Below are 14,351 nucleotides of genomic sequence, written 5' to 3' on the forward strand. Positions count from 1 at the left end.
GCATGAGCGGTGGCACGGAACATTGGTGGCGCCGGCTCCGGGCAGTCGTGTGCGGGCTGACGATCGTTTATCTGGTGGCCCCGCTCATCATCGTCCTCATCATCTCGTTCAGCTCGGCGCCGTTCCTGACCTTCCCGCCGCCGGGGCTGTCACTGCAGTGGTACGAGAACCTGTTCAACAACCCGATGTGGTTCGGCTCGCTGATCACGAGCGTCAAGATCATGATCCCCACCGCGATCCTCGCCACGGTGCTGGGCACGGCCGCGTCCTATGCCCTGGCGCGGTCGAACTTCGCGGGCAAGTTCCTGGTCTCGGGTTTCGTCATGGCGCCGATGATCGTGCCGGTCATCATCATCGCCATCGGCCTGTTCGGCGTGTTCCGCGCCATTGGCCTGTTCGGGACGCTCACCGGTCTGATCATCGCGCATACGGTGTTGAGCATTCCCTACGTGTTCGCGACCGTCTCCGGCGCCCTGAGCCTTGTGGATCGCCGCCTTGAGGATGCTGCAAGCACATTGGGCGCGCCGCCCTGGACCTGCTTTCGCCGCATCACCCTGCCGCTGATCCTGCCGGCGATCCTGTCGGGGCTGCTGTTCGCCATGGTCGTCTCCTTCGACGAACTCGTGGTGTCGCTGTTCATCAGCTCGCCCACGGTCCGGCCGGTGACCGTGCAGATGTGGTCGAACATCCGCGGCGCCGTCGACCCGACCATCGCCGCCGTCGCCACCCTGTTGTTCTGCTTCTCGATCTTCGCCCTCATCGCCGAAAGCCTCGCCCGCCGGCGTTCGGATCCTTCAGGAAGGTAAAGTCCCCGACATGACGTCCGATTCCCATACCGACACGATCCTCGCCCTCAAGGGCGTCAGGAAGGTCTATGGCGAGACGGTTGCCGTGGACGATGTGGATCTCGCGCTGCGCAAGGGCGAGTTCCTGACCTTCCTCGGTCCTTCCGGCTCCGGCAAGACAACGACGCTGGCGATGGTCGCGGGACTTCAGAGCCCGAGCGCAGGAACGATCCTGCTCGACGGACAACCCCTGGGGCCACTGCCGCCCTATCAACGCAACATCGGCATGGTGTTCCAGCATTATGCGCTGTTCCCGCATATGACGGTCGCCGGCAATGTCGCCTTTCCCCTGGAGATGCGACGGCTCGGCAAGGCGGAGATCCGTCAGAAGGTCGCCGAAGCCCTTGCCCTGGTGGGGCTGCCGGATTTCGGCGCGCGCTATCCATCGCAGCTCTCCGGGGGCCAGCAGCAACGGGTAGCCCTGGCGCGCGCCATGGTCTTCCGGCCGCCGCTGCTGCTGATGGACGAGCCCTTGGGCGCCCTCGACAAGAAGCTGCGCGAGCAGATGCAGATCGAGATCATGCGGCTGCACCGCGACCTGCAGATGTCCGTCCTCTACGTCACGCACGACCAGGAGGAGGCCCTCGTGATGAGCGATCGGATCGCGGTGTTCAACAAGGGGCTCATCGAGCAGATGGGCACGGCGCAGGAGCTCTATGAGCGCCCGGTCACGCAGTTCGTCGCGGGATTTCTCGGCGATTCCAATTTCTTCGTGGGAAAGATTACCGCGGTCGACGAGGCTGGCTGTCTGGTGGACGGCCCGGATGGGCGCTTCCAGGCCCGCAACACGGCAGGGCTGAAGGTGGGAGACGCCGCCGTCGTGGGGGTTCGGCCGGAACGGCTGTCGCTGCTGGCCGAGGGCGACGCCAGGGACAACATGGTCTCGGCACGGGTGACGGAAGTCATCTATCTCGGCCAATCGCGAAAATACGTCATGAAGACGAAGCAGGGCACCGATGTCACCCTGCTCGAGCAGGCCGGCGCCGCCGATACAAGGCGCATTTCCACCGGCGACGAATTGCGCCTGGGCTGGGTGCCGGCGGAGGCCAATGCGCTGGCCCCGACGATCTGATCGGGTTCCCGGCGCCAGGGGCCCGCGGCCTCGCCATGATCCTGGCTTGTGCTAAGATGACGGCATGGCGAGCAGGACGACGATGAGAGGACCCTTGGCAGGCCGCGCCGGTGGCAGCGAGGGTGCCGTCGCGTTCAGCCACTTCAAGGGAACGCGGGAAATCGCGAGCCTGATCAATGAAGGTTCCGACCTCCAGACCATCTTCGAGCGGGTGGTGGTGGCGATCTGCGGGCATACGACCTGGTCGCGGAGCGGGATCATGGCGGTCGACCGCGCCAGCGGATATTCCGTTCTGGTGGCGCGGTGCGAGCCGCAGGCGTCGAACGAGGGCGATCTGCCGAACCGCTGGCTCCTGGCGACCAGCCCCAGCCGCATCGTCGCCGAGACCAACCAGCCGATCGTCATCGACGATGCGCAGATCAGGCCCGAATATCCGGGCTATCAGGCGGATGCCCTGGCGCGCGGCTATCATACGGCGGTGATCCTGCCGCTGCGCTGTACCGACGAACATGACCGGCCCCTGGTGCTGTCGGTGAATTCGGAACGCAAAGTGTTCGTGACGGCGGAGGAAGAGGATTTCCTGCTGACGATCTGCCATCTGGTGGCGATCGCCGTCCACAAGGTGAAGTCGCTGCAGGAGCAGCAGGAGATGACGGCACGCCTGGAGCGGACGCTGCGGGTCAATTCCAGCCTGCTCGAACGCGTCCTCGGCGGCAGCTCGATGCAGACCATCGCCGGGATCGTGGAGACGCTGCTGCAGGACGAGATCGTGATCCTCGACTTCACGACCGACAATACCTATGCGAACCGCTCCCCGACGGTCGAGCTCATCAGCGATCACGAATGGCGCCTGGCGGTGAAGGGGCCCTTGGCAGACCTGCTCGCCCGCTTCGTCCAGATGAGCCGGCCCAACAATTTTCGGCTGCCGGTCTCCCTCGATCTGCGGCCGGCGGGGATCGACCTGGACTGCCCGGTGTTCGTCGAACCGCTGCAGATCGACGGGGAAACGGCCGGCGGCCTGATCATCTTCCCGCGCGGCGGGACGCTCAATGGCCTCGACCTGCTGATGGCGCAGGAGGCGAAGCTCTCCTTGAGCGCGCAGCTCATGCGGACCCATATCGATCTGCGCCGCCACGAGGGCGCCCTGAGCGAATTGTTCAGCCGGCTGTTCGAGGCCGACGGCGTCGACAGCCGCGAGACCTGCAGTCGCGCCAGCCGGCTCGGGGTCGACCTCAACAGCCCCGCCCGGCTGCTGATGCTGGGGGAGTTCACCGGGCACGAAGGGGGACTGGGACCCCTGGTCCGCAGCCTGGCACGCATGGCCCAGGGCGCCAATAGCCGGGCCGTTCTCGTGGAGCAGAGCGGGGACCTGTTCTTCCATCTGCCCTCGGATAGCGACGACCCGCAGAGACTGCTCGCCACCCTCGGCCGGCAGCTGACAGACATGCTGCGCTGGCGCCATGGGGAGAGCCCGGTGATGGCCCTGGGGCCCGTGTGCCGGAGGCCGGAGGATTATCGTGCAGCGCGCGACCATTGCCGGCGGCTGCTGTCGCTTGCCCGCCTGTTCGGCCGGCGCGGTATCGTGAAACTGGAGGATTTCGGTCCGTTCGCGGTGCTCCTGTCGGCGGTCGATCCCACAGCCGTGCGGGCTTTCGTCGGCGATATGCTGAGCCGCGTCGAGGCCTATGACCGCGAGCATGGCGGAGACCTCACGCGCACCACCAGCGCGTTCCTCGAGCGGGGCTACCGTTATCAGGCGACCGCGGATTCCCTGGGAATCCATGTCTCAACCCTGCGCTATCGGCTGGGGCGTCTCAATGAGCTGTTCGGGCTCGACCTCGAAGACCCGCAGACCCGATTCGCCTTGTCCCTGGCCTTCCATCTGAAATCCATGACGGGTGCCGGTTCGACCGTGCCGGAGGCGGAGTAACCATAAGAGGCCCGCCTGAGGGAATTCCCCTGGTGGCCGCGGCGCCCTCGCGTGATAATGCTTCACGGCGAAAGTGGAGTGAAACATGTTGCCGCGACAACAAACGGTGCTGGATACGGCCCGGCAGCTCGGGCGGGTCACGGTGGAAGGGCTGGCGGCCCAGTTCGGGGTCACGCCGCAGACGATTCGCAAGGACCTGAACGACCTCTGCGAGCGGAAGCTGCTCATCCGGGTCCATGGCGGGGCGATCCTGTCCTCGGGCATCGAGAATGTGGGCTATGACGCACGGCGCATGATCGCGCGCGACGAGAAGGAGGCGATCGGGATCGCGGCGGCGGGCCTGGTTCCCGACAATGCCTCGCTGTTCGTGAATATCGGCACAACCACCGAAGCCGTGGCCCGGGCGCTGCTTCAGCATCATGGGCTGATGGTGATCACCAACAACCTCAATGTCGCCAGCCTGATGCGCGGATATTCACAGATCGAGGTGATCGTGGCCGGCGGCGTGGTGCGGCATGCGGATGGCGGCATCGTGGGGGAAGCGGCCGTGGACTTCATCCGCCAGTTCAAGGTCGACCATGCCGTGATCGGGGTGTCGGCCATCGACAAGGACGGCGCCCTGCTGGACTACGATTATCGCGAAGTGAGGGTCGCCCAGGCGATCATGTCGAATGCGCGCAACGTCATCCTGGTGGCGGACGCCACCAAGTTCGAACGCTCCGCGCCGGTGAGGATCGGCCATCTCTCGCAAGTGGATGTCTTCGTCACCGACCGCTGCACGACGGAGGCGGTCCGAGACGTCTGTGCAGCCTCGGAAGTGCGGCTGATCGAAACCTCGCCCGGCCTGGAGACGGATTTCGCCTCCGCATAAAGTTTCGGTTGAATTTCGTTTTCTTCCCTATACCCTCGCCTTAAGCTTCGCAGCGAAAAAGCGAGGCATGGAGGAAGGGTGCAGAACGGCATTGTCGACATCGCCGTCATCGGCGGCGGCATCAATGGCTGCGGTATCGCCCGCGATGCGGCCGGGCGCGGATTGTCGGTGTTCCTGTGCGAGAAGGGGGACCTTGCCGGCAGCACCTCCTCGGCCTCCACCAAGCTCATCCATGGCGGCCTGCGCTATCTCGAATATTACGAGTTCAGGCTGGTGCGCGAGGCGCTGATCGAGCGGGAAGTGCTGCTGAGGGCCGCGCCGCACATCATCTGGCCCCTGCGCTTCGTGCTGCCACACCACAAGGGGCTGCGGCCCGCCTGGCTGATCCGGCTCGGCCTGTTCCTCTATGACCATCTCGGCGGGCGGAAATTGCTGCCGCCCAGCCGCAGCCTCGATCTGCGCACCGATGTGGCGGGGCGACCGCTGAAGCCGGACTTCGTGAAAGCCATGGAATATTCGGATTGCTGGGTGGACGACGCCCGGCTGGTGGCGCTCACCGCCATGGATGCGAAAGCGCGGGGCGCGGACATCCGAACCCGAAGCGAACTGGTGGCGGCGAGGAGGGGTGCCGAGAGCTGGACACTCACGCTGCGCGACGCCGGACCGGGGGCCGCCGAGCGCATCGAGGCACGGGTGCTGGTCAATGCGGCAGGGCCTTGGGTCTCCCGCATTCTGTCGGACCAGATCGGACAAACCGGCCACTCCCATGTGCGGCTCGTGAAAGGCAGCCACATCGTGGTGCGCAAGCTGTTCGACCACGACCGCGCCTATATCTTCCAGAACGCCGATAACAGGATCGTCTTCGCCATTCCCTATGAGCATGACTTCACGCTCATCGGCACGACGGATGTGGATTATGTCGGCGATCCCGGAACGCCGACGATCACGCCAGAGGAGATCGACTATCTCTGCACTTTGGCAAATGATTATTTCGTCCGGCCGATCTCAGCTGAGGACGTGGTGCGGACATATTCCGGCGTCCGGCCGCTCTATGACGACGGCGCCAGCGACGCCCAGGCGGCGACCCGAGACTACGTGCTGGAGCTCGATGACGCGCAGGGCCAAGCGCCGCTGCTGACGGTCTATGGGGGCAAGATCACCACGTTCCGGCGGCTGTCGGAGCATGCGCTGGAGAAGCTCGAGCCCTGCTTTCCCGGGCTGCCTGCGCCTTGGACCCATGAAGCGCCGCTGCCCGGCGGGGATTTTCCCGTGGATGGCTATGACGCCCTGGTGGCGAGGCTCATCGAGAACTGTCCCAGCTGCCCTGCGAAACTGGCGCAGCGGCTGGTGCGGGCCTATGGGACGCGGGCCGCGCGCATGCTCGAGGGGGTGCGGACGGAGGCCGATTGGGGCCGTCGCTTCGGAGCGGACCTGACGGAGCGCGAAGTGCGCTATCTCATGGATAATGAATGGGCCCAGACGGCGGAGGATGTCGTCTGGCGGCGATCCAAGCTCGGATATCGCATGAGTGCCGCCGAGATCGAGGCGCTGGATGCGTGGATGCGCATCGCCCGCGGCTTGGAGCCGGCGCAGGCGCAGGCGGCGAAAGTGGGGGCGGAGACGTGACCCTCGAATTGCGCAGTGTCAGCAAGACCGTCGGCGGGGAGACGCACCTCGCCGACATCTCGCTCGTGTTGCAACGGGGCACCTTCAACATCCTGCTGGGGCCGACGCTGTCGGGCAAGACCAGCCTTCTCAGGCTGATGGCGGGGCTCGACAGGCCGGACACGGGCCGGGTGATCTTCGACGGCGAGGACGTGACCGGCGTGGCGGTGCGCCGCCGTTCGGTGGCGATGGTCTACCAGCAGTTCATCAATTACCCGAACATGACCGTCTATGAGAACATCGCCTCGCCGCTGCGCGTGGCGGGCGTGGGGCAGGCCGAGCTCGATGCCCGGGTGCGCCGAACCGCCGATGTCATGAAGCTCGGCCCCTATTTGGAGCGGCGGCCGCTGGAGCTGTCGGGCGGACAACAGCAGCGCACGGCGCTGGCGCGCGCGCTGGTGAAATCCGCCCAGCTCGTGCTGCTCGACGAGCCGCTGGCCAATCTCGACTACAAGCTGCGGGAGGAAATGCGCGAGGAGCTGCCGCGGATCTTCGCTGAAAGCAACGCCATCGTCGTCTATGCCACGACCGAGCCGACGGAGGCCCTGTTGCTGGGGGGGCAGACCGCCACGCTGCATCAGGGCCGGATCACGCAGTTCGGGCCGACGCTGTCGGTCTATCGCACCCCCAGAGACCTCGTCACCGCGCAGACCTTCTCGGATCCGCCGCTGAACCTGCTGATGATGGACAAGCGCGGCGACAGGCTGGTCCATGCCGAGGGGCTGACGATCCCTGCCACGGGGCAAATGGCGGGGCTGCCGGATGGGCCTTACACCCTCGGGTTCCGTCCGAACCATCTGCTGCTGGAGAAGCCGCTGCACGCGACGATCTCCCTCCCGGCGAAAGTGGCCATCACGGAGATCACGGGATCAGAGAGCTTCGTGCATACGGATTTCGGAGGCCTCCGCTGGGTCGCCCTGGCCCATGGCATCCGCGAGTTCAGCATCGGGCAGACGATCGAGATGTTCCTCGACCCGCGGGACTTCTTCGTCTTCACCACGGATGGCGCCCTGGCGGCCGCTCCCGACCTGAAATCGGCGGCATAGGAGGCGAGATGGCCCGCATCACTCTCGATCATGTCGCCCATTCCTATCTCGCCGATCCCCAGGGGCCGCAGGACTTCGCGTTGAAGGAGCTCAACCATGTTTGGGAGAATGGCGGCGCCTATGCGCTGCTGGGCCCGTCCGGCTGTGGCAAGACGACCCTGCTCAACATCATCTCCGGGCTGGTGGTGCCCAGCCGCGGGCGGGTCCTGTTCAATCAGGAGGATGTGACGACGCTGCCGACGGAGGCGCGCAACATCGCCCAGGTGTTCCAGTTCCCGGTGATCTACGACACGATGACGGTGGCGGAGAACCTCGCCTTCCCCTTGCGCAACCGGGGAGTGGCGCGGGCGCAGATCGACAGCCGGGTGGCGGAGATCGCGGCGATGCTGGGCCTGGGGCCCGTGCTGGCGCGGCGGGCCAAGGGGCTGACCGCCGACATGAAGCAGAAGATCTCGCTCGGGCGCGGCCTCGTCCGCTCCGACGTCAATGCGATCCTGTTCGACGAACCGCTGACGGTCATCGATCCGCATCTGAAGTGGCAGCTCCGCTCGCAGCTCAAGCAGCTGCATCGGGAGTTCGACTTCACCATGGTCTATGTAACCCATGACCAGACCGAGGCCTTGACCTTCGCCGACACGGTGGTCGTGATGTTCGAAGGGGCGGTAGTCCAAATCGGCACGCCGGAAGATCTCTTCGACCGGCCGGCGCATAAATTCGTAGGCTACTTCATCGGTTCGCCGGGCATGAACTTCCTGCCGGCGCAGGTCTCCGGCACCACGGCCAGGCTTGCCGGAGGCCATGAGATCGCGCTCGCCAGCGCCTATGCGGATGGCGACATGGGTGCAGACGGCGTCGAGATCGGCATTCGCCCGGAGTTCATCCGCATCGGTGCGGAGGCCCGGGGACTGCCCGTCCAGGTCCGCCGCATCGACGATATCGGACGCATGAAGGTGGCGCGGGTGGAGTTCGAAGGAACGAGCCTCAATGTGATCGCGCCGGAAGAGGCCAAGATCGATGGCGACCAGGCGCGGATCGTGCTGGATCCCGGTCACCTGCACGTCTATTCGGGCGGCCATCTGGTGCAGGGGAGGGCCGCCTGATGGACAGGACGCCCAACAATTTCGCCTGGTTCATGGTCCTGCCGATGCTGCTGCTGGTGGCGTTCTCGGCCGTAATCCCGCTGATGACCGTGGTCAATTATTCGGTTCAGGACACGTTCGGGAACAACGAGTTCTTCTGGGCGGGCACGGAATGGTTCGAGGAGCTGCTGCATTCAAGCCGGTTTCACGAAGCCCTCATGCGCAATCTGATCTTCTCGGCCATCGTGCTGGCGATCGAGATCCCGCTGGGCATCGCCATCGCCCTCACCATGCCGCGACAGGGCTGGGCCGTGCCGGTCTGCCTCGTGCTGATGGCGCTGCCGCTGCTGATCCCGTGGAACGTGGTCGGCACGATCTGGCAGATCATGGGCCGCGGCGACATCGGCCTGCTCGGCTATTTCCTCAACAGCGTGCTGGGCATCGACTATAATTATACCCGCGACCCGATCGCGGCCTGGACGACCATCATCGTCATGGATGTGTGGCACTGGACGAGCCTCGTGGTCCTGCTCTGCTATGCCGGGCTGCGTTCCATCCCGGAGGCCTATTACCAGGCCGCACGGATCGACGGGGCCTCGCGCTGGGCGGTGTTCCGCTACATCCAGCTGCCGAAGATGCAGCGGGTGCTGCTGATCGCCGTGCTGCTGCGGTTCATGGACTCGTTCATGATCTATACGGAGCCCTTCGTGGTGACCGGCGGCGGGCCCGGCAATTCCACCACATTCCTGTCCATCGACCTGGTGAAGATGGCGATCGGGCAATTCGACCTGGGGCCGGCCGCGGCCATGTCGATCGTCTATTTCCTCATCATCCTGCTGCTCTCCTGGGTGTTCTATACCGTCATGACCAATGTGGGCGAGGAACGGCCGAAAGGACGTGCGCCATGACCACAGCCGAGGCGGAGGTGGTGGAGAGGAAGGCGGATGCGGCCCGTGATGCCGGCTCCTTGCGGGTGCGCCGCAAGGCCTCGTTCAGCTGGCTGGTGCCGACGCTCTATATCGTGTTCCTCCTCATCCCGATCTACTGGCTCATCAATATGAGCCTCAAGACGAACCAGGAGATCATCTCCGGCGTCAATCTCTGGCCGCATGCGCCGACGCTGGACAATTACCGCACCATCTTCACCGATCCGTCCTGGTATTCGGGCTACATCAACTCGCTGACCTATGTGGCGATGAACGTGGTGATCTCGCTGGCGGTGGCGCTGCCGGCCGCTTATGCCTTCTCCCGCTATCGCTTCCTCGGCGACAAGCATCTGTTCTTCTGGCTGCTCACCAACCGGATGGCCCCGCCGGCCGTCTTCGCGCTGCCGTTCTTCCAGCTCTATTCGTCCATCGGACTGTTCGACACGCATGTGGCGGTGGCGCTCGCCCATTGCCTGTTCAATGTGCCCCTGGCGATCTGGATCCTGGAAGGCTTCATGTCCGGGGTGCCGAAAGAGATCGACGAGACCGCCTATATCGACGGCTATTCCTTCCCGCGCTTCTTCATCAAGATCTTCATGCCGCTGATCGCCTCGGGCATCGGGGTCGCCGCCTTCTTCTGCTTCATGTTCTCGTGGGTGGAACTCCTGCTCGCGCGGACGCTCACGGCGGTCGCGGCGAAGCCGATCGCGGCGACGATGACGCGAACGGTCTCGGCTTCGGGGATGGATTGGGGATTGCTGGCCGCCGCGGGCGTGCTGACCATCATTCCGGGTGCGCTGGTGATCTATTTCGTCCGCAACTACATCGCCAAGGGCTTTGCCCTGGGGAGAGTCTGATGGATCTGACCTGGATGGCCTGGACGATGCCGACGGCGGTGTTCTTCATCAGCATCGGGGTGATCTTCGCGGTGATGATGGCCTGGGAGGCGGTGCGGCCCGGCGGTGCGCCGCGCCACGGGCTGCTGCGGATCGAGACGACCCGAGGCGACCGCCTGTTCATCTCGCTGCTGGGCAGCGCCTTCATCTGCCTGATCTGGCTCGCCTTCGCCGGCTCCAACCTGTGGTGGGCGCTCGGCCTGTGCGCCGTCTATGCAGTCTGCGTGTTCCGATGGGTCTGACAGAAAGGAAAGGAGGCGATCACCCCGGCAAGCGTCCCGTGTCCCATAAGTATAAACGGAGGAAACTCGAGATGAGACAGATGTTGCTCGCGACGGCCGCGGTCGTCGTTCTGCTGACAAGTTCGGGGGCGCAGGCGGACGAAGCCGCGGCCCAGCGCTGGATCGACAGCGAATTCCAACCCTCCACGCTCTCCAAGGACGAACAGCTGAAGGAGATGCAGTGGTTCATCGATGCCGCCAAGCCCTTCCAGGGCATGGAGATCAACGTGGTCTCGGAGACGATCACCACGCATGAATACGAGGCCAAGACCCTGGCCAAGGCCTTCACCGAGATCACCGGGATCAAGGTCAATCACGACCTGATCCAGGAGGGCGACGTGGTGGAGAAGCTGCAGACCCAGATGCAGTCGGGACAGAATGTCTATGACGCCTGGGTCAATGACAGCGACCTGATCGGGACGCATTTCCGCTATCAACAGGTGCGAAACCTGACCGACTGGATGGCCAACGAGGGCAAGGACGTCACCAATCCGATGCTCGACATCGACGACTTCATGGGCAAGTCGTTCACGACCGGGCCGGACGGGAAGCTCTATCAGCTGCCCGACCAGCAATTCGCGAACCTGTACTGGTTCCGCTATGACTGGTTTACCAATCCGGACATCAAGGCCAAGTTCAAGGACAAGTACGGCTACGAGCTCGGCGTGCCGGTGAACTGGTCGGCCTATGAGGACATCGCCGCCTTCTTCAACGATCTCGGCGAGATCGACGGCAAGAAGGTGTACGGCCATATGGATTACGGCAAGAAGGACCCGTCGCTCGGCTGGCGGTTCACGGATGCCTGGCTGTCCATGGCGGGAAACGGCGACAAGGGGCTGCCGAACGGAAAGCCGGTGGATGAATGGGGCATTCGCGTCGAAGGCTGCCGGCCGGCGGGTTCCTCCGTCACGCGCGGCGGCGACACCAATGGTGCCGCGGCCGTCTATTCGATCAGCAAATATATCGACTGGCTGAACAAATACGCACCCCCGGAAGCTGCGGGCATGACGTTCTCGGAATCCGGTCCGGTCCCGGCACAGGGCCAGATCGCCCAGCAGATCTTCTGGTATACGGCCTTCACCGCGGACATGGTGAAGCCGGGTCTGCCGGTCGTGAATGCCGATGATACGCCCAAGTGGCGGATGGCACCCTCGCCGCACGGGGTCTATTGGAAGGACGGCATGAAGCTCGGCTACCAGGATGCGGGCTCCTGGACGCTGCTCAAGTCGACGCCGGAAGACCGCGCCAAGGCCGCCTGGCTCTATGCGCAGTTCACGGTCGCGAAGACCGTGTCGCTGAAGAAGAGCCATGTGGGCCTCACCTTCGTGCGCGATTCGGATGTGCGCGACAAGAGCTTCACCGAACGGGCTCCCAAGCTCGGCGGGCTGGTCGAGTTCTACCGCTCACCGGCACGGGTGCAGTGGACGCCGACCGGCACCAATGTTCCGGACTACCCGAAGCTGGCGCAGCTCTGGTGGCAGAATATCGGTGATGCCGCTTCGGGCGCCAAGACACCGCAGGAGGCGATGGACGCCCTGGCGACGGAACAGGACCGGGTGCTGGCCCGCCTCGAGAGGGCCGGCGTGCAGGGCGAATGCGGGCCGAAGCTCAATGAGGAGCATCCGGTGGAGTATTGGTACGAGAAGGCGAAGGCCGACGGCACTCTCGCGCCCCAGCCGCCGGTGGCGAACGAGAAGGAAAAGCCGATCACCGTCGACTATGACGAGCTGATCAAGAGCTGGGAAGACGCGACCGCGAAAAAGAACTAAGTCCTGGCGAGCCCCTGCCTCCGGCGAGGCAGGGGCTCGCATCTGCGAGCGTCTCATGACCGGCATCATCCTCGCCCTCGACCAGGGCACGACATCTTCACGCGCCATGCTGTTCGATGCGAGCCTGACGGTGCTCGCCCTCGACCAGGAGGAGTTTCCGCAGCATTTTCCGGCTTCGGGGTGGGTGGAGCACGACCCGGAGGACCTGTGGCGCACGACCCTCAACACGGCCCGGCGGGCGCTGGAGAAGGCCAGACTTTCGGCTCGCGACATCGCGGCCATCGGGATCGCAAACCAGCGCGAGACGGTCATCGTCTGGGAGCGGCATAGTGGCAAGCCCATTCACAATGCGATCGTCTGGCAAGACCGACGCACCGCGGACGTCTGCGCGAAGCTGCGCGAAGACGGGGCCGAGCCGCTGATCACGGCGCGGACCGGCCTGCTGTCGGACCCCTATTTCTCGGGCACGAAGATCGCCTGGATCCTGGACCACGTGCCGGGCGCCCGGGCTGCGGCCGAGGCCGGCCAGCTGGCCTGCGGGACGGTGGATTGCTTCCTACTGTGGCGGCTGACGGGGGGCCGCGTCCATGCCACGGACGCCACCAATGCCTCGCGCACGCTCCTTTACGACATTCATCGGGGAGCTTGGGACGAGGAGCTGCTGCGGCTGCTGCGCGTGCCGGCCGCGCTGCTGCCGGAGGTGATGGACTGCGCGACCCGTTTCGGGGAGACGGAGGCCGACCTGCTGGGCGGCTCGATCGCGGTGTGCGGGATTGCCGGCGACCAGCAGGCAGCCACGATCGGGCAGGCGTGCTTCGAGCCGGGAATGGTGAAGTCAACCTATGGCACAGGCTGCTTCGCCGTGCTCAACACGGGGCGATCGGCGGTCGCCTCGCAGAACAAGCTGCTGACCACCATCGCCTATCGGCTGGACGGACGGACGACCTACGCCCTGGAAGGTTCGATCTTCGTTGCCGGGGCCGCCGTCCAGTGGCTGCGCGATGCGCTGAAGGTCATCGAGACCGCAGATCAGTCGGGAGATCTGGCCGATACTGCCGACCCCGGGCAAGACGTGATCCTTGTTCCCGCTTTCACCGGGCTCGGCGCTCCTCACTGGGACCCCGAGGCACGGGGAGCCCTGTTCGGCCTCACCCGCGCTACCGGTCCGCGCGAGCTGGCACGGGCCGCATTGGAGGCCGTGTGCTTCCAGACCCGCGACCTCATCGAAGCCATGCGAAAGGATTGGCGGGACGGCTCCCAGACCATGCTGCGGGTCGACGGAGGCATGGTGGCGAGCAGCTGGACGATGCAGCGGCTCGCCGACATGCTCGATGCCCCGGTGGATCGCCCCATGATCCTGGAGACGACGGCGCTCGGTGCTGCCTGGCTCGCCGGTCGCAGCGCCGGCGTGTGGCCCGACGAAGAGGGCTTCAGCCGGCTCTGGAGGCTCGAGAAACGCTTTCTGCCGCAGATGAGTGCCGAAAGCCGGGACGTGAAGCTGCAGGCCTGGTCGCGCGCCATTGCGCGGTTGAGATACCAGCCAGGCTAGTTCGGCCCCAGCCCCCGGCGGAGATACGCCAGCCGCGCTTCAGATCCCGGACAAAATTCTTGGACCGGGGAACCACACCCCGGTTTTTCGAGTTCTGGTTCTTCGATCCGGAGAGCCGACGGAGGAGCACGGTGCAGGACGTCCGCGACAATGCCGAGAAGAGCCGCTTCGAGCTCGCCGTCGATGGCGACATCGTCTTTGCCAATTATCGCCGGAGCGGATCGTCCGTGGTGATCACCCATGTCGAGGCGCCACCCAAGCTCAGGGGCACTGGCGCTGCGGACCGGCTGATGCGCGGCATCGTGAAGGAGGTCGACGCGCAAGGTTTGGAGATCGTGCCGCTTTGCGGCTACGCTGCCGCCTGGCTGAGACGGCGTGGCAGGCCGTCGGGACGCTGAGACGCTCGATGGACGGCCGGAGTA

At 65.0% G+C, this 14,351-nt stretch carries 13 protein-coding genes; all 13 read left to right on the forward strand.

What is annotated here, in order from left to right:
• Positions 1-2: 2 nt before the first annotated feature.
• The 13 genes from FKM97_RS04325 (at position 3) to FKM97_RS04385 (ending at position 14,327) form a co-directional block, all read left to right on the forward strand.
• Complete coding sequence (locus FKM97_RS04325) at positions 3-806, forward strand: ABC transporter permease (protein ID WP_170240740.1); 804 nt, start codon at positions 3-5, stop codon at positions 804-806.
• 10 nt (positions 807-816) lie between these two features.
• On the forward strand, positions 817-1,917 hold the full coding sequence (locus FKM97_RS04330) for an ABC transporter ATP-binding protein (RefSeq protein WP_143957944.1): 1,101 nt from the start codon (positions 817-819) through the stop codon (positions 1,915-1,917).
• Positions 1,918-1,999: 82 nt separating this feature from the next.
• Positions 2,000-3,847 (forward strand): helix-turn-helix domain-containing protein, encoded by a 1,848-nt coding sequence (locus tag FKM97_RS04335; protein WP_170240741.1) that lies wholly within the window; start codon positions 2,000-2,002, stop codon positions 3,845-3,847.
• Positions 3,848-3,932: 85 nt separating this feature from the next.
• The gene (locus FKM97_RS04340) at positions 3,933-4,718 is read left to right on the forward strand and encodes a DeoR/GlpR family DNA-binding transcription regulator (RefSeq protein WP_143957946.1); all 786 of its coding nucleotides are present in this window, start codon (positions 3,933-3,935) and stop codon (positions 4,716-4,718) included.
• 78 nt (positions 4,719-4,796) lie between these two features.
• Positions 4,797-6,344: a glycerol-3-phosphate dehydrogenase gene (gene glpD / locus FKM97_RS04345; RefSeq protein ID WP_143957947.1), complete on the forward strand. Its 1,548-nt coding sequence runs from the start codon at positions 4,797-4,799 to the stop codon at positions 6,342-6,344.
• Positions 6,341-7,429, forward strand: coding sequence for an ABC transporter ATP-binding protein (locus FKM97_RS04350; RefSeq protein ID WP_170240736.1), 1,089 nt, complete (start codon positions 6,341-6,343; stop codon positions 7,427-7,429). Before glpD ends, FKM97_RS04350 begins: the two co-directional genes overlap by 4 nt.
• An 8-nt stretch (positions 7,430-7,437) precedes the next feature.
• Positions 7,438-8,529: an ABC transporter ATP-binding protein gene (locus FKM97_RS04355; protein ID WP_143957949.1), complete on the forward strand. Its 1,092-nt coding sequence runs from the start codon at positions 7,438-7,440 to the stop codon at positions 8,527-8,529.
• On the forward strand, positions 8,529-9,416 hold the full coding sequence (locus tag FKM97_RS04360; protein WP_143957950.1) for a carbohydrate ABC transporter permease: 888 nt from the start codon (positions 8,529-8,531) through the stop codon (positions 9,414-9,416). Before FKM97_RS04355 ends, FKM97_RS04360 begins: the two co-directional genes overlap by 1 nt.
• The gene (locus FKM97_RS04365) at positions 9,413-10,291 is read left to right on the forward strand and encodes a carbohydrate ABC transporter permease (protein WP_143957951.1); all 879 of its coding nucleotides are present in this window, start codon (positions 9,413-9,415) and stop codon (positions 10,289-10,291) included. The genes FKM97_RS04360 and FKM97_RS04365 overlap by 4 nt, the downstream gene beginning before the upstream one ends.
• Positions 10,291-10,572 carry a DUF2160 domain-containing protein gene (locus FKM97_RS04370; protein WP_143957952.1) on the forward strand — a complete coding sequence of 94 codons (282 nt, stop codon included), beginning with the start codon at positions 10,291-10,293 and terminating at the stop codon, positions 10,570-10,572. Before FKM97_RS04365 ends, FKM97_RS04370 begins: the two co-directional genes overlap by 1 nt.
• A 71-nt stretch (positions 10,573-10,643) precedes the next feature.
• Positions 10,644-12,380, forward strand: a complete 1,737-nt coding sequence (locus FKM97_RS04375) for an ABC transporter substrate-binding protein (RefSeq protein ID WP_143957953.1) — start codon at positions 10,644-10,646, stop codon at positions 12,378-12,380.
• Between the two features lie 55 nt (positions 12,381-12,435).
• A complete protein-coding gene (gene glpK / locus FKM97_RS04380) occupies positions 12,436-13,929 on the forward strand; it encodes a glycerol kinase GlpK (RefSeq protein ID WP_143957954.1) in 1,494 nt (497 codons plus the stop codon).
• 59 nt (positions 13,930-13,988) lie between these two features.
• Positions 13,989-14,327, forward strand: coding sequence for a GNAT family N-acetyltransferase (locus tag FKM97_RS04385; RefSeq protein WP_342783538.1), 339 nt, complete (start codon positions 13,989-13,991; stop codon positions 14,325-14,327).
• Positions 14,328-14,351: the final 24 nt, after the last annotated feature.

It is taken from the genome of Rhodoligotrophos appendicifer, from assembly GCF_007474605.1.
Taxonomy (GTDB): Bacteria; Pseudomonadota; Alphaproteobacteria; order Rhizobiales; family Im1; genus Rhodoligotrophos; species Rhodoligotrophos appendicifer.